Raw genomic sequence first — 20,274 nt, 5'->3', positions numbered from 1 at the left:
TTTATCGCACCTCTTTAGACGGTAAAGCTGGGGTATAGGCGGTGTTTTTATATTGTTGGAAACTATCGATTTCACTACTTAATGCCAATAACTTGGTTAAAGAGATTAGGTAGCGGAATCTCGCTGCCGAACGTTGCGTTTCTATATTGGCGACATAAAGCTGCGCATCAACAACATCGAGCGAAGAAGACAGGCCTTGGGTAAACGCTTTTTCACGCAGAAGCAGATTTTCGTTTGCAAGCGCGATACTGGATTCTAGCCCTTGCACTTCATCAATCGCTTGTTGAGCTTCCAGATAGGTTTTCTGAACTAATAGTGATAAGTCTTGTTTCGCCTGAGATTTCAATGCGTCGACTTGCGAAACCATACTTTGCGCCGCTTTGGTCTTTTCACTTCGGCCAGTTGATTCTATCAATGGGACACTCACGCCAACGCCGACCAACCAATCGGGTTTCATTTGGCTTGCGAGAGAGTCGTCTTCATATAAGGTGTAGTCACCGTATAAAAAGACTTCGGGATAGTACTTACCTTTTTCCGCTTTGATTAAACTTCGTGCTTGTTTGTCTTTAGCATCGAGAAGATCCAAACCAGGGTAGGTGTGTAATGTCTGCTCAATAAAGGCATTGAGTGGCGGAAGGCTCGTGTTGATAAATAACGTTTCTGCTGGCTCAACAGATTGCTCTTGGGCGAGAATTTTTCCCAATGCTGCTTCAGCAATGGTGAGATCACTCAAGGCTTTACGAGTTTCAACCGAGGCTTTATCTAATGACGCTTCAGCTTGCAAGCGTTCTACTCGGGCAATTTGTCCTTGCTCTTCCAGTTTAATCGCGAAGTCGCGGTGTTTTCTCAGCCCTTTTTCTACGGCTTGACGAGTCGCCAGCACTTCTTTTGCCAGCACAACTGAAAAATAGTACTTCGACAGATCTTCAAAACGCGCTTGTTGTTCCATCGCGAGTTGGCTTTTTGCTTCATCGGTTTTCCCTTCGGCGGCAGTCTGCGCGGCAGAAATACGACCGCCAGTAAAAATAGGCCAGATCGCGCGAATAGAAGAAGAGAAAATATCACGCTCAGTAATGGTCGACGTGGTGTTCGCTAGCGTACCCAGAATGTTTTGAAAGGCAGGCGGAACCGCGATCTCAGCACCTGTGCTGTCGAAAATCTGCTTGCCAGAAAGGGTGATGTCGGTATCCAAGCGAGTGTAGTTTGCGCCAAGAGAAACTTGCGGCAAATTAAGGTTGCCTGTTGCTTTCTCCTGATATTGATAACTTTCAACATTTGAGCGTTGTGCTTTCAGAGAATAGTTGTTTTCTAATAGCAATTGCCATGCACTATCTAGGGTAATAGGAGTGGAATGACAGGCGAAAGAAATCGAGCTACTGATGAGAGTAAGTACCCAAAACTTTCCAGTTGGTTTCATAGTGGCTGCTTTGTTATAGAGTATTAGCTCTAATATAGAGGAATAATCGTTCGATGTTAAGTGGTTAAAGCGAGAAAAGCGGGCTACAACGGCGTCCGGTTAATGCTTACCAGACGCCAACTTAGTATAACTTTATTTTTGGTACGGGCAGTGGAACTCTGCTCTCCACTCTAACTGGCGAGAGCCACACATTGTATTCAATAGATCCTTTCCACTCATCTGAGGGAATGACAGCAGCACTTTAAGTTCTGACGCGCTACCTCCATTTTTCTCATAAGCACGGACATGCGTGAAAGTTGAATACATATTTTCTGACAACATGGCCTTATTAAGACAAATTCCAAAATTATCACGTTCCATTTTTAAGTGTTCCTTCTAACTATAAATACACCTCTGTTTATGGTTTTTTAGTACTCAGAGGGTGTCTAACTATTTGTCATATCGCAGTATTTCTTTTTATTAGTTTTTTATTCGAATTTACTGACAATGATGTTGAGCTCTTTATAGACTTCCGGTTTCACTGCTTTATAAGTGAGAGGCTCTGTTCGGCCTCCCTGACTAAAAATTATACGCTTGAAAACCTAAGGGCGCTTTAAAAATCGCCTAAATTGGCGTGATCGAATTCATGTTTCCGAGTAAGTGCTATGTATGCTGTTGAATATAAGGTAATTCCCCATTTTTTGGTGAATGATTGTCTTTAACGCTTTCATGCCGTCTATTATTTGAGCACAAACTTTGCTGTTTGTTTGTGTTGTTCACAGATTTGCTATCTGATAACAGCCTGACTGTTAACTCAATGTTAACTTATGTGGCTTGGAAGGTGTTGATGAGGAGTAAATAATGAGTTGGAGCACCATTAGCTTTCGTAAGCGAATGCTCATTATTATGACACTTTCTGGTCTCATTGAGTTACTGCTCCTTGTCGCTGCAGGGGTTACGTACCTGAAAGTCAATCAAGAGCAGGAAATGGGTGAGAAAGCGCTCGGTATTGCTCAGTTTTTAGCAAACTCCGAGATCGTGCGTGAAATCATTGAGAGTGATGATCCACAACGTTATCAAGAACGTTTTCGCGAGCTGACTCAAGCTATCGGTGCGGCATTTATTGTCATTGGCGACCGAAATGGGGTACGTGTGATTCACCCTATCGATGAGCGGATAGGAAAGCCAATGAAAGGCGGTGATAATCAGCGAGCGCTCGATGAAGGCAAGTCATATATATCGACAGCGAAGGGTTCATTGGGTTACTCCATTCGAGGCAAAGCCGCGATATTTGACGATAAAGGCCAAGTCATTGGGGTCGTGTCGGTAGGTTATTTGCTTGAACGTTTACAAGACCGCATCGAGCCATTCTTAACTTTCTTAATTCTGATGGTAATTATCGTGGTTATCGCAAATGCGGTGGTTTCTAACTATGCCTCAAGAAAGTTTCAACGTGCCATCCTGGGCTTTGAACCTGAAGAAATTGGCCGTTTGTATGGTGAGCTCGAAGTCACGATGGGGACCATTAAAGAAGGGATTTTAAGCATTGATTCTCAAGGCGTCCTTCGTTCAATAAACCGCAGCGCGTGTCAGATATTGGGAATAGACAGAGAAACGGCGCTTAATAAACCGTTAACAGACACATTACGTGATAGCGATTTATATACCGTGCTTGAAACGGGTCAAGAAGATCACGACATTGAAATTTACCTCAATCACAAACGCTTAATTGCCAATCGTTCCCCAATATACGTTGATGGAAAAGTCGTGGGTGCGGTATCCAGTTTTCGCTTACGTGACGAGATCAGTGAGCTAACAGAACAGTTATCTCAGACAAAGGAATACGCGGAACTGTTACGTTCGCAGACACATGAGCACAGAAACAAGCTCAACACTATTAGCGGGCTTGTCCAAATGGGGGAGCTTGATGCGGTGCAAAAACTGATAGGGCAAGAAACCGCACATTATCAAGCGATGATCGAGTTTTTGCGGGACACGATAAAAGATCCTCTGATTGCGGGTATGTTGTTGGGAAAAACAGAACGTGCTCGTGAGCTTGGTTTAAACCTGGTTGTGGAAGAAGGGAGCCGCTTAGAGCCGCTACCTGAATGGTTGAACGCAGAGGATTTGGTGACCATTTTGGGTAACTTAATTGACAACGCTTTTGATGCGACGTTATCGACGATTCGTGAAGAGTCGACGGTGGCGATTGAACGACGTGACATCGAGGTATCGCTGAGTGACTACGGTAACGAAGTGATCATGGAAGTCAGCGATCAGGGCTGTGGGCTGCCAGAAGACATTGAACCACAAACACTTTTCAAAAAGGGCATTTCAACAAAAGCACTCCATAATCGCGGTGTGGGGTTGCACTTGGTCAATCAACTCGCCACACGCTATCACGGTCATGTTGAGATGCTGCCGAATACGCAATATGGAACGAGAATAACCGTGTATTTGCCTAAGGAAGAACAAATATGAAGACGGCAACGCGTGTCATGATCATCGAAGATGATCTCGCTATTGCAGAACTCCACCATAAATACCTCAGCCAATTGTCCGGCTTAGAGGTGGTGGGCATAGCTACAACGCGAATGGAAGCAGAAATGCAATTGGAGATACTCAACCCCGATTTACTGCTGATGGATGTGTATCTACCCGATGGGACAGGGCTGGAGATCCTCAATACGTTACGTGCTAAAAATCAAACTTGCGACGTCATTTTGATTACCGCTGCGAGGGATGTTGATACGCTGCAAACAGCCATGCGTGGTGGTGTTGTTGACTACCTGCTTAAGCCGATTATGTTTCCGAGGTTAGAGGTAGCACTGAAAAAGTATCTTGCGCAGCGTGAGCGTTTTGATATCGCTGGCAGCCTGGATCAGAGTCAGGTTGATAAGATGTTTCAGTCGAACAATATTGCTGACACAGGCGCAAAACGTCTGCCAAAAGGGATTGATAGTGTGACGCTGGATAAAATCCGAGACTTGTTTCCGGGTGAAGAAATGCTCACTGCGGATGAGGCTGGAGAAAAAATCGGAGCCAGTCGAACCACGGCAAGACGATACCTGGAATACTTAATTAGCTCTGGTGAATTAGAGGCGGATTTAAATTACGGCACAGTGGGGCGTCCTGAGCGCTGTTATAAGAAAGTGACAAGGTAACCTATTCTGGCCAGTTAGATCTTCAAAAACGGTGGCATTCAAGCCACCGTTTTTTATTTCAAAGTTGAAACCTTGCCAGAGAACTAAAACTTGTACTCTAACTTGGCTTCAACAGAGCGCTCTGCGCCAAACCAGCAGTTACTTTTGTCGTAGCAAGAGTAGTACTCTTTATCAAACAGGTTCGATGCAGACAGCGTAACCGCGGCACCTTCAAGTGATTTAGACACAGAAGAGAAGTCGTAGCTTGCCGATACATCTACCAGTGTATAATCCGCAACTTGCTCACTATTCTGTGCGTCCATTTGCGATTCTCCAACATAGCGAACGCCTGCGCTGGTTTGCAGCCCGGACAACGCGCCTTCAAAGTAGTAATTCGCCCACAGCGATGCCATTTGCTCTGGCACCCAGACGGGAGTTTTACCTTCTTGACCGTAATAACTGTCTTCGGTGATCTCCATGTCAATGTAGGTGTAATTAAGCGTTACGTCTGCTTGTTGCGTTGCCTGCCATTTTGCCTCTAACTCGGCACCTTGAGAGACGACTTCACCCGCTTGATAATTTGGCGCATAAGGGTTGTTCGGGTCGTTCAAGATAGTATTTTTCTTGGTGATATGAAAGAGCGCTAAGTTGCCCGAAATGTTACTTCCCCATGGTGCATATTTAAAGCCCAGCTCCCATTGATGCCCTGTTGAAGGCTCAAATGCATTGCCATTCGCATCTGCTCCGGCAATCGGTTCGAAACTTTCGGAGTAGGTCAGGTAAGGTGACATTCCGAAATCAAGTTCGTACAGTGCGCCTACGCGGAAAGCAACATTGGTGTCATCCAGCTTTTCTTTGCTGTTGGAGATAGAACCAAGGTAATCACTGGTGGTATCCGTATCTGACTCGTACTTATCCCAACGTAGACCAGCAATCATTACTAGTTTGTCGTAACGCGCTTGGTTCTGGAAATAGACACCAATCTGCTTGGTCTGAATATCAAGGTTTTGTTGATACTGGAAATTCAGAGCATTCCTATCAATTTGATTGTGGTCAGGATTAAAAATGTCCTGTGTCAACGAGTAGTCGAGCGTATCTTTGTACTTCACATCCGAGTCTAAGTATTGATAGTCCAAACCAAAAAGCAGGTTATGTTCCCAGTTGCCAGCCTTGATAAAACCTGACAATTGGTTGTCGACAACAAATGACATTGATTCTTCATCGGTGAGGTAGGCGTTACGTCCAACGGTGCGGTTATCAGCAGCGAGGGCACTGTTATAGGTGTTTTCCTGATACGCGTTCGCTGTCATGTAGCGAGCATTTTGCAAAAACTGCCAGCTATGGTTGAAGTCATGCTGAATTTTATATCCCAGCATAAGAACTTCACGTTCGTATGTGTTCCAGTTTTCATCGCCTAAATAAGTGTTCGAAGACATTGAGCCGAGTGGGTTATTCGACGCCGAACCCGCTGCTGGCACTGTGGTATATATTCCCGCAGAAGGGTCGTTCTGATAGTAGACATTTACATTCACCAGAGTGTTCTCGGTCGCTTGCCAGTTGAATGAAGGAGCGAGAACGTAGCGCTCATCCTCTGAAGTCTCGGCCTGTCCGTCCTGCTGTTTTGCCAAGCCGACCAAGCGATAATCCACGCCAGAGTCGCCTAACTGTCCAGTTGTGTCGAAACTCACCTCTTTTAGATTATTAGAACCAGTTCTTATGGCGAGACTATTTTCAGGTTCGGACTGTGGCGTTTTAGCAATGATATTCACCATGCCACCTGGCGGGATGTTTCCATACAGAACCGACGTTGGCCCTTTGAAAACCTCAATCTGCTCCAATGCCACGGCATCAATTTGTGGCTGAAGGTTCCAGCCATTAAAGAGTAGGGGAAGACCATCGTAAAAATTGGTGTAGTTAATGAAACCACGAATATTAAACAGATCGAGGCGAGAAACGGCCCCGCCGCGCAGTTCAGTATTGACACCGGACGCGTAACGCAACGCCTCACTGATGGTACTGACACCACGTACATCCATTTCTTCTTTGGTAAGTATGGTTATTGCCTGAGGCGTTTCTTCTGGTGCTAGTGCCGTTTTTGTTGCGGTATTGCGGTAAGTTTCGCCAAGTACGGTGATGGTCTCGTATTGTGATTGGCTTTCATCGGCGATGACAGAGCCAGAGACAAGTGCAGAAACAACGGCAGCGAGGGCTGAGCGTTGAAATCGGGCTGGGCATTTCATATCTATTCCACTACTTTTTATTTGATAATGATTGTTATTTGTATTCTATAGGCAGGGGAAAGAGAAAAGTTAACAATTTGGTGCAAAGATAGCGTTGTCACTGCGTGTTGCAGCAAATCTTTACTTTGAATCTGAGGGTTTTACCGGGAGCCAGTATTGCATTTGAGCGTCTTCACTTTCAGGTTGGTAGTCTCTGGGATAAATTTCCAGTTCGTACCCGTCGATACCACGGTAGTTTGAGTTCGGCAGCCAGTGAAGGATAAACCATTCCAGGGTCTGCGCTAACTTGGAAGCTTTGCCATTGTGAGTTATAACGGCGTAGCTTTGTTGCGGGACAAACAAAGAATCCAACGGAGAAAAAGTCTCATCACTGCTCTTGAATACTTGATCATTTTCGAATGGGTACCCCGCCCAATATTCCAGTTGAGAACAACTTGCATGAGCATTCGTCACGTCAATTACGCCAAGACAAGCATCTTGATAGAGATGATCTTTGACTGAAAAAAGACGGTCCCATAGTTTGGGCACGATCCATTGAAAATCTGGCTCGGAGGAGAACAGGCCATTGATGGACTGGTGAACACCTCTTAGGTAAAACGCCGGTTTTGTTTCAATTCTTACATCGGCAAAGTGAGCATCTAGTCTTGAAGCTTCGGGGGCAAACACCAAACTCAGAGGCTGCCTAAGGCCAGACAACTGCTGTTTTTGGCGATACTCTCTGGGGCTTACAGAGAACATCTGTTTGAAAGCTCGGCTGAAGGCATTTTCTGAAGTAAAGCCGAGATCCATCGCGATATCCAGCGAGCGTTCAGAACTACTGACCAGGCGTTCAGCGGCGTAGCTTAATTTTAGTTCTCTAACGTAATGAGCCACTGACATTCCAGTGTGTTGCTGAAAAACTCGTTGTAATTGCCATCGGGACCAACAACTTTGCTGCGAAAGGTGATCAACATTCAGAGGCAATTCCAAATTGTTATGGATGTAATCAAGCACATTCTGAATACGGTTTATGGGGTGTGTGCGGGTTACGCCAGCATTCATTGCGTTATCGTTGTAGGTAGACATGCGCCATATTATCTATTATTGAGAATGATTATCAACAATGATTAAAGGTAAATGATAAGTGTCATGATCAAAGTAACTACTGCTTTGATTATTAAAAGAATAATTTTTGCCCACTTTTGAGTTTTTACTCAAATTGCGGGTGGTTCTGGCTAGAGATTTTTTATATATAAAATACAATGAGTTAACCGTTTTTCTGCAACTTATTTAAACGTTTGCACTGGCAAGTGTTGATGTAAATCAAATTGTCGTAGACAATACTGCACCGTGTCGGACTCTCCTTAACCTAAGTGACGGAGGGCTCCTTGACCTAAATGACCTCAGCAAGTCGTGCTTTGAAGTGGTAAACGAGCATCACTTATTGAGGTTCTTTGGGCCTAATTTGACTTACCTATCAACGTAATAGGTAAGAGCAATTTTCTATTTTGAAGTGCCATTGATAGGGTAGGCAAATCCTTGAGCCATATCCTGGCACACAATAAGTACCTCGTTTTTAAGGGAAAGATGATGGTAATACCAGAAAACAGCAGCATCGTTATTTTTGGTGCTTCAGGCGACCTTACATACCGTAAGTTAATTCCTGCTTTATACCACCTTTATGCGAATAAGCAGCTTCCAGATAACTTTGCGATTCTGGGCGTAAGTCGAACTGAATACAGTGATGAATCTTATCGTGAAAAGCTGAAGAAATCGCTTCAGGAGATGGAAAAAACAGAGCCAGAAACGCTTAATGCATTTATTAACCATCTGCACTACCAAGCAATCAATACCTCTGACACCCAAGATTACGGCAAGTTGGTGACTCGTTTAGATCAACTAGCCATCGAATACAAGCTAGAGCAGCGTAATACGCTTTTCTATCTAGCGACCCCTCCAAGCTTATACAGCGTGATCCCGGCAAGTCTTGCAGCGCATGGTCTAAACAGCGAAGAAGATGGCTGGAAACGTCTGATCATCGAAAAGCCTTTCGGCTACGATCTAGAATCAGCCCGTATTCTGGACAAAGAAATCCACGAGCATTTCCAAGAGCATCAAATCTACCGAATCGACCATTACTTAGGTAAAGAAACGGTTCAAAACCTGCTTGTTTTCCGTTTCTCAAATGCGATGTTTGAGCCACTGTGGAACCGTAACTTCATTGATTACGTCGAAATCACAGGTGCGGAATTCCTGGGTGTAGAGGAGCGTGGTGGTTACTACGATAACTCTGGCGCAGTGCGTGATATGTTCCAAAACCACTTGCTACAAGTATTAGCAATGGTGGGTATGGAGCCGCCAGCACAAATCAATGCTGATTCGATGCGTGATGAAGTCGTAAAAGTACTTCAGTGTTTGAAACCTCTGGATGAAGAAGCGCTTCGTAATGACCTTGTTCTAGGTCAGTACACGGCATCTGATGTTCGTGGTCAACACCTACTGGGCTACCGTGAAGAAAACGGCGTCGCTGATGACTCTCGTACAGAGACTTACATCGGCCTGAAAGCACACATCAATAACTGGCGCTGGAACGGTGTTCCTTTCTACGTGCGCACAGGTAAACGACTGCCAACGCGCGTAACAGAAGTGGTTATCCACTTTAAAGCGACGCCACACCCAGTGTTTGGCCAAAATGCACCAGAAAACAAACTGATCATCCGTATTCAGCCAGACGAAGGCATCCAGATGAGTTTCGGTTTAAAAGAGCCAGGTGCAGGCTTTAAGGCCAAAGAAGTGAAGATGAACTTCCACTACACTTCTCTAGAAGAAACGCAAATGCTGACGGCTTACGAGCGCTTGCTGCTTGACTCACTAAACGGTGACGCGACATTGTTTGCGCGTAGTGACGCAGTTGAAGCATGCTGGCAGTACGTGCAGCCAATTCTGGACTTCAAACAAGACCCGCAATCACTCTTTGGATACGCATGTGGTACGTGGGGCCCTAAAGAGTCGGATGACTTGCTACAGCGCGATGACCGTGCTTGGCGTTTCCCATGTAAAAACTTAACAGATACGGACTACTGTGAACTATGATCAACCATAAGATCTATCAAACAGCAGAACAGGTAGTAGAAAGCCTAGCAAACGACATGAAAGCGTTTAGCGAAATGGGCCGACCTGTTCACATCTCGCTTTCAGGTGGCAGCACGCCAAAAATGCTGTTTAAACTTCTAGCATCGGATGCTTACGCGACGTCAGTTCAATGGCAAAACCTGCACTTCTGGTGGGGTGATGAGCGTTGTGTTGCTCCTGACGATGCAGAGAGTAACTATGGCGAAGCGAACGCACTTCTTTTTAGCCAGGTAAACTTACCTGCTGAGAACATCCACCGCATCCGTGGTGAAGATGATCCACAAGCTGAAGCTGAGCGATTTGCAAAAGAAATGCTGGATGCGATCCCATCTCTACACGGTGCACCAGTATTTGATTGGATTTTGCTTGGCGTTGGTGCGGACGGTCACACGGCATCTCTGTTCCCAGGCCAAACCAACTATGACGACACAAACTTGTCTGTCATTGCATCGCATCCTGAATCTGGTCAGCTTCGCGTGTCGAAAACAGCGCGCGTTCTAGAAGCAGCAAAACGCATCAGTTACTTGGTACTTGGCGCAGGTAAAGCGGATATCGTTGAAGAGATTAACAACTCACCTGCAGAAGAATTGCCATATCCGGCAGCGAAGGTACAGTCAAAAGCTGGCCTGACTGAGTGGTATTTAGATTTAGACGCAGCAGCAAAAATTGCTAAATAAGCTGCTCGTCAATAGAACACAATTGGAGAGAAACAATGAAAGGTGATATCGGTGTAATTGGCCTTGCGGTAATGGGTCAGAACCTTATCCTAAACATGAACGACCACGGCTTTAAAGTTGTGGCTCACAACCGTACTGCAGCTAAAGTAGACGAGTTTCTGGAAGGCCCAGCAAAAGGCACTAACATCGTTGGCGCATACTCTCTTGAAGAGCTAGTAGAAAAGCTAGAAGCACCACGTAAAGTAATGCTGATGGTTCGTGCAGGTGACGTTGTAGATAAGTTCATCGACGCGCTAGTTCCTCTGCTAGACAAAGGCGACATCATCATCGACGGTGGTAACACTAACTACCCAGATACAAACCGTCGCGTTGCAGCACTACGTGAAAAAGGCATCCACTTCATCGGTACTGGTGTATCTGGTGGCGAAGAAGGCGCACGTTTTGGTCCATCTATCATGCCAGGTGGCGCACCAGAAGCTTGGGAAGCGGTTAAGCCTATCTTCCAAGGTATCTCTGCGAAAACTGACGCTGGCGAGCCTTGCTGTGACTGGGTTGGTAACGATGGTGCAGGTCACTTCGTTAAGATGGTTCACAACGGTATCGAATACGGCGACATGCAGCTGATCACTGAAGCTTACCAGTTCATGAAAGACGGTCTTGGTATGTCTGCAGACGAGATGCAAGCTGTATTTGCTGACTGGAACAAAACTGAGCTAGACAGCTACCTGGTAGAAATCACAGCTGACATCCTTGGCTACAAAGATGAAGACGGTGAAGCTCTAGTTGAGAAGATCCTGGACACGGCTGGCCAAAAAGGTACAGGTAAATGGACGGGTATCAACGCACTAGACCTGGGTATTCCTCTAACGCTTATCTCTGAGTCTGTATTCTCTCGTTGCCTGTCTGCTCTGAAAGACCAACGTGTTGAAGCTGAAAAACTATTCGGCAAGACAATCACTCCAGTTGAAGGCGACAAGCAAGAGTGGGTTGACGCACTACGTCAAGCGCTTCTAGCGTCTAAGATCATCTCTTACGCTCAAGGCTTTATGCTAATGCGCGAAGCGTCTAACGAAAACGGCTGGGACCTAAACTACGGTAACGTTGCTCTTATGTGGCGTGGTGGTTGTATCATCCGTTCTGCGTTCCTAGGCAACATCCGTGATGCATACGAAGCGAACCCAGATCTAGCGTTCCTAGGCTCTGATGATTACTTCAAAGGCATCCTACAAAACAGCCTGGTAGCGTGGCGTAAAGTTGCAGCTAAGTCTCTAGAAGCAGGCATCCCAATGCCATGTACGACTTCTGCGCTAACTTTCCTGGACGGTTACACAACTGCTCGTCTACCTGCTAACCTGCTTCAAGCTCAACGTGACTACTTCGGTGCTCACACTTACGAGCGTATCGACCGTGAGCGTGGCGAATTCTTCCACACTAACTGGACTGGTACAGGCGGTGACACAGCGTCTACAACTTACGACGTTTAATACGTTTTAAGTACACCGACACTATCTAAATGGATGCCCAAGTGGCATCCATTTTGTATTGGAAAAACCAAGGCGAGAGTCTTCAGGCACTCTTTCCTTTAGTGTGACGTTTAGGGTGGAGAAATTTATCTTTTAAGTACAGGATTACGCTGATAACCAGAGCTGCAGCGGAGACCGTAAATAACGCATACATGCTCAGAATCCAAGCGAGTGTGGCGGTCAAAAACGCAATAAAAGAAAACATTCTGCTAAATGACATCACATGACCTAGCTTGTTACTTTTCATAACGCCTCCCAAATTTTAGTGGGTAGAGTCAAGAGAGCTCTCACTTCATTGTGATTGTCTCCATTTCTTTGCTTTAGCGCCTAAAAAACAGCTAAATATTTCTCAAAAAAGGTTGAATGTTGAACCTGTAGACAAAATTTTCATTGAAATGAAGAGATATGCAGGGCAAGTGTACTTTCAATCCAGAGCAAAACTCATCCTTTACGTCTGGTCGTTGAGGTATGCTTTTTTTCTTTTTGAGACAATAAGTTGCTGCCAAGCAAGTAATAAGAACCGTTATCACGCCAGCTGTTATTAGTGCTATTACTCTGACAGTCGTATTAGGTAAGCCCTTGAACTACGCCCGGAATATCCTCGTAAATGGAGGATGTGTCACTTTTAAATACACACTATCTTCAACATCAGCCACAAGCCGACAGAGAAACCCGTTTTCACTGATTCTCTTTTTAAAGGCTTAAAGGTAACAATCACAACTCATTGAGGTTCTCAAGATGACTCTTAACAAGTACTTTGTTTTCAACCCTGCCAAATTGGAGCAGGACACTCAAAAGAACAATAAAGTGGTATCTGAAAAGGAAACTCAACGTCAGGCATTGGTTAAACAGGCACAACAAGCTGGCGGACTCTAACGCCAACAATAAAAAGAAAGAGCACCCATTGAGGGTGCTCTTCAAAACGCCATCATAGCCATCATTAACGATGATTGACTACTTAATCATTCCCATGCTCTTCAGTTTCCTATAAATCGTATTCCGGCTCACACCGAGCATACGAGATGTCTTACTGATGTTCCCTTGATTTGCCTGGTAGGTTTTTACCAGTTTGTCTTCGACTGTAGTACGTATATCCGTAGTCGGTTCTGCGCTTGCCTGTTGTTGTATCTGGCTAAGTTTCTTAGATAAGTGAGTTGGGACATGAGCAAGCTCTAACACCGCCTCACCTTGTGCCATTAGTGCAGAAACTTTAATTAGGCTATCGAGCTCTCGCAAGTTACCCGGCCACGAATATGAGAGCAGCAGAGATAATAGGTGAGGGCATAAGTGTTGATTTGGTTCCGCATGTCGGCGGTGAAGACTTTCAATCAGCTTCTGCTTGTCTTGTCGCTCTTCCAATCTAGGCAACTCGATGATCAACCCATTCAGGCGATAATATAAATCTTGTCGGAATTCGCCCTGTTCAACCAAGGCTTCAAGATCTTTGTGTGTTGCCGCAATAATCTGAGTATCCACCTGAACGCTTTGATTGGACCCAACAGGAAGTACGGTTTTGTCCTGAAGTACATGTAATAGGCGGCTTTGTGCAGCGATTGGTAAGTCAGCAATTTCATCGAGAAATAGTGTACCTTTGTGCGCTTGACGGATCTTACCCTGATAGCCTTTGCTGTTTGCCCCGGTAAAGGCTCCCGCAACATAGCCAAACAACTCGGATTCAATCAGATCTTTAGGCAGTGCGCCACAGTTGACTGCCACCAGAGGGCCACTTTTTCGCTGGCTATTTTTATGCAGCGCTTTCACAAACTCGTTTTTACCCACGCCAGTTTCACCCAGTATCAATAAACTGATGTCTTTATCGATAACGCGGTTTGCTTGTTGCCAACAGTGTTCAACTTTCGAGTCGCCAAAATGAAGATCATTGGAGGCACTTAAGGAGCGGGACTGGATTTTTGTTTTTGAGAGTGGCGCCGTTTTGAATACGATAGGTTGGTCTGAGTTTTGATGCGCTAAAATCTCTTCTAATGATTGACCCACCACTGTACTGCGGTCGAGTAACTGAGAGGCAACTTGGTTGTGTGCCAAAATCTCACCAGCTTCGTCGGCGATAATTATGCCTTGCCAGCCGCTGTTTAAGAGATTTTTGTCGCAGGCTAAATCGACCCTAATATGACCACATGGAATCTGGTTTAACATTTGGTTTTCGACCAGCTGAACCATATTCTGAACTAACACTTGAGTGGATAGGTCATGCTTTTCCTGTTCGCTGGTAATGTCTAAGACCCCAAGGAGCCTACCTAGGTGATCGAATATAGGATTTGCAGAGCAACTGATGAAACGATGGTGCTGAATAAAGTGTTGATCGCCAATTACCGAGACTGGTTTAGCCTCAATCAAAGCAGTGCCGATGGCATTGGTGCCTTTCAGCTTTTCCTGCCAACAGGCACCTGAGCTAAGGGCAATTTCGGTCAGCTTCTCTCTAAATCTTGGTTTTCCCCAGCTACCAATGATCACGCCATCTGCATCCGTAAGAATCAGTCGACTATTACTGTGTGCGAAAATTTGGTTAAACAGAGGCAGCGCAAATTGCTTAACTGCATCGAGCAGAAAATTCAATTGGTGACGTCTGTCCTTAAGTGTCGCCGAGTTGACACGGACATCTTCAGGGAGTCGGCGCTGTTTTAGACCCGCTTGTTCACTTCTAAGCCAAGAAGTCGAAAGCCAATTGTTATCCGTAATAGGTTGAATTTCCATGACTGTACCATTTTGTCACAGTGAGCATGTGCCATTTTGGAACACTTGAACACTGGTGTTCACACCATACATCTATTCAAACAACACTCACTTAATTTGTTATCGCTTGGTAATCATAGTGTTACATTTAATTAACAACAAGTATCTCTTACTTGGCCTGTGACTTGCGTATTACTCTTCGTTAACAGTGACTATGACACTGTCAGAAAAACAAAGTGTTTCAAACACTAACTGAACGAGAAACAAAAGGAAGAGTTATGATTTACGCACAACCAGGTAGTGAAAATGCCATCGTGAACTTCAAATCACATTACGACAACTTCATCGGTGGAGAGTGGGTGAAACCGACCGGAGGAGAGTACTTCGACAATATTTCTCCAATTAACGGAAAGCCTTATTGTAAAGTGGCTCGTTCTGGTGAAGCAGATATCAATTTAGCATTGGATGCGGCACACAACATCAGAGAAAAGTGGGCGAAAACCAGCGCTGCAGAGCGTTCTAATCTTCTTTTAAAAATTGCAGATCGTCTTGAACAGCACATTGAAGAGCTAGCGTTGGTCGAGACATGGGAAAACGGTAAACCGATCCGTGAAACACTGGCAGCCGACATCCCACTTGTTGTCGACCATTTCCGTTATTTTGCAGGTTGTATTCGAGCTCAGGAAGGCAGCGCCGCTGAAATTGATGAGACAACGGCAGCGTACCACTTTCCAGAACCGATCGGTGTGGTAGGTCAGATCATTCCTTGGAATTTCCCAATCTTGATGGCGGCATGGAAACTTGCGCCAGCGTTAGCAGCCGGCTGCTGTGTGGTACTCAAACCTGCAGAGCAAACGCCAACGTCGATTTTGGTTCTGATGGAAAAAATCGCTGATTTACTTCCACCAGGCGTAGTGAACGTGGTAAATGGTTATGGCTCAGAGGCGGGTCAGGCACTAGCAACCAGCAATCGCATCGCTAAACTGGCATTTACAGGTTCAACGCAAGTCGGCAACCACATTCTAAAATGTGCAGCTGATAACCTGATTCCTTCTACCGTTGAATTGGGTGGTAAATCACCAAACATCTACTTCCCAGATGTGTTTGATCATGAAGATGAGTTTGTCGACAAATGTATCGAAGGTACACTGCTGGGCTTCTTTAACCAAGGTGAAGTATGTACCTGTCCATCACGTGTGTTGGTTCATGAGTCTATCTATGACAAGTTTGTCGCTAAAGTGGCCGAAAGAGCGAAGTTAATCAAGCAAGGCAACCCGTTAGATACAGAGACTCAGGTTGGTGCACAAGCATCACAAGAACAGTTCGATAAGATTCTGAGCTATCTGGAAATTGGCCGCCAAGAGGGCGCGCGAGTTGTCTTTGGCGGTGATGCTGCGAAACAAGAAGGTGATCTGGAGCAAGGCTACTACATTCAACCAACGCTATTGGAAGGTCACAACAAGATGCGCGTTTTCCAGGAAGAGATTTTTGGGCCTGTTATCGCGATTACGACTTTCAAAGACGAAGCTGAAGCACTTGCGATTGCTAACGATACTGAGTACGGCTTAGGTGCAGGTGTTTGGACGCGTGATCAAAACCTGGCTTACCGTATGGGTCGTAACATTGAAGCGGGCCGCGTTTGGATCAACTGTTACCATGCGTACCCAGCTCACGCAGCGTTCGGTGGTTATAAGAAGTCTGGTATTGGACGTGAAACGCACAAGATGATGTTGGGTCATTACCAAAACACCAAGAACTTACTGATCAGCTACAGCGTCGATCCACTAGGGTTCTTCTAATTAGCTTCTTCTAATCAGAAAATGCTCCAGTAACTAAGAAAAAGCAGTATTAACTCAAGCCCCGTACATTCGGGGCTTTTTGTTATCAATTAATAAATTTGTTGTATACAAACATGTAAACGAATTTTATATGCTGTGAACTCATGCATAATCAATCGATTAACGCTTGCTATACTTGAACCGTCACAAACAAAAGGAAAAAGGATGTTCAATGTTAAAGTTTAAGCAAGTTGCAATAACGGCATCTCTTGCGGCACTGAGTGCGAGCTTCTCTGTCGCTGCTGAAGACACCTTCGTAACGATTGGTACGGGTGGTGTAACCGGGGTTTACTATCCAACGGGTGGTGCAATCTGTCGTCTTGTGAACAAGTCACGTGCTGACCATGGAATTCGTTGTTCTGTTGAAAGTACTGGTGGTTCTATTTACAACATTAATACGATCCGTTCCGGTGAATTAGATTTGGGTATCGCTCAGTCAGACTGGCAATATCATGCTTACAATGGTACCAGCCAATTTGCGGATGCAGGCCCTTTCAAAGAACTACGCGCGGTATTCTCTGTTCACCCAGAACCATTCACTGTCGTTGCACGTAAAGATGCCAATATTAATTCGTTTGATGATTTGAAAGGCAAACGTGTGAATATTGGTAACCCTGGTTCAGGACAGCGCGGTACGATGGAAGTTCTGATGAAAGAGTACGGCTGGACAAATGATGACTTCAAACTGGTTTCTGAGCTGAAAGCCTCTGAGCAGTCTAAAGCACTCTGTGATAACAAGATTGATGCGATGGTTTATACCGTTGGTCACCCAAGTGGTGCGATAAAAGAGGCGACCACTTCATGTGATAGCAATATTGTAGAGATTGAAGGCGAACACGTTGCTAAGCTGATTGCCGATAATAGTTTCTATCGTGTCGCAACGGTTCCAGGTGGTATGTACCGTGGAACTGAAAAAGATGCTCACACATTTGGTGTGGGTGCTACGTTTGTCTCTTCAACAGCAGTACCAGAAGATGTGGTCTACAACGTTGTGAAAGCGGTGTTTGAAAACTTTGATGATTTCCGCCGTCTTCATCCTGCATTCGCTAATCTGAAGAAAGAAGAAATGGTGAAGGATGGTCTTTCAGCACCACTTCATCCAGGTGCATTGAAGTACTACAAAGAAGTGGGATTGATTAAATAAAGTCCAAACTTACAATACACAGAGCGCCATCGATTTGATGGCGCTTTTTTGTTTGAGGGGGTTATGCGTAGATATCAATGAAAAAGTAGACGGTGATGGCCGTTGAAAAAAGTGCCACAAAATTGCGAACGTGATTCGGATTCAGTTGACGTGACACGCGGGCTGCGAGATAGCCGCCCACTAACGTACCTGCCATGACGATGCTGCCTTTGCTCCAGTCGATAGAGCCATTCGCGACAAAAACAACGATAGCGACCAGTGAAACAGAGGTTGATACCAGCAGCTTCAATCCGTTCATTAAATTGATGTTCTGATGACCTGCGATCACCAGGTAACTCAGTACAATCACACCTAATCCCGCATTAAAAAATCCACCGTACGCAGCGACCCCAACTAAAAGAATGCCTAATGCGATTGCACCTAAAATACCGGCGTGTTTATGGTCTTTGGTTAAGGCTTTTATTGCCCTAGTTAAACGTGAGCCAAAGATAAACAGTAAGGTGGCAAACAATAATAGCCAGGGAATAGCTTCCAAAAACACGGACTCAGGAATATTCAGTAACAGGTAGGCACCAATGCCACCACCGATAAGGCTTAAGCTGATGGTAAACAGCAACTCTTGCTTATTCTTGAGGATCTCTTCTCTAAAGCCTATTGCACCACTAATGTAGCCAGCACAAGAGGCATAGGTGTTGGTGGCATTTGCGATGACGGGAGGAACACCCACTGCCATTAGCGCAGGAAAAGTGACAAAACTGCCACCTCCGGCAATAGAATTCATGATCCCTCCAATCACTCCGGCAGCGAATAACAACGTCAGTTCCAGCAGCATAAGTCTTCCTTGATTTTTGTTTTTATGTTTTATTTTTAAGGCGTTAACCCTACTGAACTTGATGCAAGAAAGATAGTAGCGAAAGGTCAAAGAAAAAAGCCACCGAGCTGGTGGCTTTTAGGAGTCAATCATGGGTATAAACTTTATTGTTCAACTTTTACTGGTTGAGCTCGTAGTTTTTGGAACAGTTTTACAAACAGTGGGCTGCCTAGTACAAGTACTGCCAATACCGTAAAGGTTAGAGTAATAGGACGTTCCCACAAGAAACTCAACTCACCATCCGATATCATCAATGCTCGACGTAAGTTCTCTTCCATTAAACCACCAAGGATGAAGCCAAGCAGTAACGGAGCAAGAGGGAAGTTTGCTAATCGGAGTGCGATAGCAGCCATCGCCACAAGTAGCATAACAAACACATCCATGGTATTGAATGAGACCAAATACACGCCCGTGATTGAGAAGAACAAAATCATCGGAAGCAGTACGGTTCTCGGTACCGCCAGTAGTTTCGAGATGTACGGAATCAGTGGCAAGTTCAGAATAACTAGTACGATGTTGCCAAAGTACATAGAGATAATCACTGACCAGAATACATCCGGGTGTTCAACAAACAGGCGAGGACCTGGCTGAATGCCATAGGCGATCAAAGCGCCTAGCATGATTGCGGTGGTACCTGAGCCTGGAATACCCAATGTCAACAGTGGTACAAATGAGCCGCTTGATGCTGCGTTGTTCGCCGATTCTGGTGCTACCAGACCACGGATGCTGCCTTTACCAAACTCTTCCTTCTTGTCTTTTGGTGCCAGATTACGTTCCAAACCGTAGCTTAGGAATGCGGCAATCGTTGCGCCTGCGCCCGGAAGTACGCCAGTAAAGAAACCTAGAATCGAAGAGCGAATAGAAACAGGTGCCACTTCTTTAATTTCTTCTTTGGTAACTTTCATCGAGCCGATGTTACTTAGTTTGTCTTGCTCTTCGTCACTCGTATCTGCAGAAGGTTTTAGAATACCCATCAACGTTTCGCCCAGCGCAAAGGTCGCCATGGCAAGTAACAAGAAGCTAAAGCCATCCATCAAGTCAGTAAGTCCGAACGTAAAGCGCTCTACGCCCACGCCTTTATCGATACCGACTGTAGACAGCATCAAGCCAAGAATAGTCATCATCCAGGCTTTAATTACCTGACCTTTACCAGCGAATGCCGCTACCGCAGACAAGCCAAGAAGCATCAAGGCGAAGTAGTCTGAGGATTGGAAACTTAGCGACACACTTGCTAATGCAGGAGCCGCAACCAACAACATGATCGCCGATAGTGTACCGCCAGTGAAAGAAGAGTAAGCAGCTAGTGCTAATGCTTTACCCGCCTGACCTTTTTGCGCCATTGGGTAACCGTCAAATGCCGTTACCACCGTTGAAGAACAGCCCGGTGCGTTAATCAGAATTGAAGACGTAGAGCCACCAAATACCGCGCCATAGTAAACGCCAGCCATCAAAATCAAACCAGATGAAGGTTCGAGACCGTAAGTGATTGGGATCATCAACGCGATAGCTGAAATAGGCCCAAGACCCGGTAGCATCCCGATAAACGTACCAACGAAACAGCCAACAATCACCATCATGATGTTCATTGGCATTACCGCAGTGGATAAACCTTGTAAAATTCCATCTAACATAACTCTTTC

The 20,274-nt window shown here is 45.3% G+C and carries 16 protein-coding genes; 8 read left to right on the top strand and 8 right to left on the bottom strand.

Going from position 1 to position 20,274, the window contains the following annotated elements:
- Position 1: 1 nt before the first annotated feature.
- Both VER99_RS07915 and VER99_RS07910 read right to left on the bottom strand, forming a co-directional pair.
- Positions 2 to 1,417, bottom strand: a complete 1,416-nt coding sequence (locus VER99_RS07915; RefSeq protein WP_020336351.1) for a TolC family protein — start codon at positions 1,415 to 1,417, stop codon at positions 2 to 4.
- A gap of 132 nt (positions 1,418 to 1,549) precedes the next feature.
- On the bottom strand, positions 1,550 to 1,777 hold the full coding sequence (locus tag VER99_RS07910) for a hypothetical protein (protein ID WP_014231956.1): 228 nt from the start codon (positions 1,775 to 1,777) through the stop codon (positions 1,550 to 1,552).
- Between the two features lie 480 nt (positions 1,778 to 2,257).
- Between VER99_RS07910 and VER99_RS07905 the strand changes: the two genes are divergently transcribed.
- Both VER99_RS07905 and VER99_RS07900 read left to right on the top strand, forming a co-directional pair.
- A complete protein-coding gene (locus tag VER99_RS07905) occupies positions 2,258 to 3,877 on the top strand; it encodes an ATP-binding protein (protein WP_020336350.1) in 1,620 nt (539 codons plus the stop codon).
- On the top strand, positions 3,874 to 4,560 hold the full coding sequence (locus tag VER99_RS07900; RefSeq protein ID WP_020336349.1) for a response regulator: 687 nt from the start codon (positions 3,874 to 3,876) through the stop codon (positions 4,558 to 4,560). Before VER99_RS07905 ends, VER99_RS07900 begins: the two co-directional genes overlap by 4 nt.
- An 83-nt stretch (positions 4,561 to 4,643) precedes the next feature.
- On the opposite strand, the gene VER99_RS07895 is transcribed toward VER99_RS07900, so the two are convergent.
- Positions 4,644 to 6,779, bottom strand: a complete 2,136-nt coding sequence (locus VER99_RS07895; protein WP_020336348.1) for a TonB-dependent siderophore receptor — start codon at positions 6,777 to 6,779, stop codon at positions 4,644 to 4,646.
- 120 nt (positions 6,780 to 6,899) lie between these two features.
- Positions 6,900 to 7,820 (bottom strand): AraC family transcriptional regulator, encoded by a 921-nt coding sequence (locus tag VER99_RS07890; RefSeq protein WP_024373078.1) that lies wholly within the window; start codon positions 7,818 to 7,820, stop codon positions 6,900 to 6,902.
- Positions 7,821 to 8,348: 528 nt separating this feature from the next.
- Here VER99_RS07890 and zwf point away from each other — a divergent pair.
- The 3 genes from zwf to gnd are packed head-to-tail and all read left to right on the top strand — an operon-like array spanning position 8,349 to position 12,051.
- Positions 8,349 to 9,851, top strand: a complete 1,503-nt coding sequence (zwf, locus tag VER99_RS07885; protein WP_014231951.1) for a glucose-6-phosphate dehydrogenase — start codon at positions 8,349 to 8,351, stop codon at positions 9,849 to 9,851.
- Entirely contained in the window at positions 9,848 to 10,567 is a 720-nt protein-coding gene (gene pgl / locus VER99_RS07880; RefSeq protein ID WP_014231950.1) for a 6-phosphogluconolactonase, read from the top strand. Before zwf ends, pgl begins: the two co-directional genes overlap by 4 nt.
- A gap of 35 nt (positions 10,568 to 10,602) precedes the next feature.
- Positions 10,603 to 12,051: a decarboxylating NADP(+)-dependent phosphogluconate dehydrogenase gene (gene gnd / locus VER99_RS07875; RefSeq protein ID WP_014231949.1), complete on the top strand. Its 1,449-nt coding sequence runs from the start codon at positions 10,603 to 10,605 to the stop codon at positions 12,049 to 12,051.
- A gap of 82 nt (positions 12,052 to 12,133) precedes the next feature.
- On the opposite strand, the gene VER99_RS07870 is transcribed toward gnd, so the two are convergent.
- Positions 12,134 to 12,337, bottom strand: a complete 204-nt coding sequence (locus VER99_RS07870; protein WP_014231948.1) for a hypothetical protein — start codon at positions 12,335 to 12,337, stop codon at positions 12,134 to 12,136.
- Between the two features lie 491 nt (positions 12,338 to 12,828).
- Between VER99_RS07870 and VER99_RS07865 the strand changes: the two genes are divergently transcribed.
- Complete coding sequence (locus VER99_RS07865; protein WP_014231947.1) at positions 12,829 to 12,966, top strand: hypothetical protein; 138 nt, start codon at positions 12,829 to 12,831, stop codon at positions 12,964 to 12,966.
- A 78-nt stretch (positions 12,967 to 13,044) separates the two neighbouring features.
- Here VER99_RS07865 and VER99_RS07860 read toward each other — a convergent pair whose 3' ends face one another.
- Positions 13,045 to 14,802 (bottom strand): sigma-54-dependent Fis family transcriptional regulator, encoded by a 1,758-nt coding sequence (locus VER99_RS07860; protein ID WP_020336346.1) that lies wholly within the window; start codon positions 14,800 to 14,802, stop codon positions 13,045 to 13,047.
- 257 nt (positions 14,803 to 15,059) lie between these two features.
- On the opposite strand from VER99_RS07860, the gene exaC reads away from it, so the two are divergent.
- Together exaC and VER99_RS07850 are read left to right on the top strand one after the other, a co-directional pair.
- A complete protein-coding gene (gene exaC / locus VER99_RS07855; RefSeq protein ID WP_014231945.1) occupies positions 15,060 to 16,580 on the top strand; it encodes an acetaldehyde dehydrogenase ExaC in 1,521 nt (506 codons plus the stop codon).
- 211 nt (positions 16,581 to 16,791) lie between these two features.
- Entirely contained in the window at positions 16,792 to 17,763 is a 972-nt protein-coding gene (locus VER99_RS07850; protein WP_014231944.1) for a TAXI family TRAP transporter solute-binding subunit, read from the top strand.
- 61 nt (positions 17,764 to 17,824) lie between these two features.
- On the opposite strand, the gene VER99_RS07845 is transcribed toward VER99_RS07850, so the two are convergent.
- A complete protein-coding gene (locus tag VER99_RS07845) occupies positions 17,825 to 18,595 on the bottom strand; it encodes a sulfite exporter TauE/SafE family protein (RefSeq protein WP_020336345.1) in 771 nt (256 codons plus the stop codon).
- Between the two features lie 143 nt (positions 18,596 to 18,738).
- Positions 18,739 to 20,265 (bottom strand): tripartite tricarboxylate transporter permease, encoded by a 1,527-nt coding sequence (locus VER99_RS07840; RefSeq protein ID WP_020336344.1) that lies wholly within the window; start codon positions 20,263 to 20,265, stop codon positions 18,739 to 18,741.
- Positions 20,266 to 20,274 lie beyond the last annotated feature (9 nt).

Origin of the sequence: Vibrio natriegens NBRC 15636 = ATCC 14048 = DSM 759 (assembly GCF_035621455.1) — a bacterium.
Taxonomy (GTDB): Bacteria; Pseudomonadota; Gammaproteobacteria; order Enterobacterales; family Vibrionaceae; genus Vibrio; species Vibrio natriegens.
Note: the sequence above shows the minus strand (reverse complement) of the source record. Positions and strands in the feature narration are given on the sequence as shown.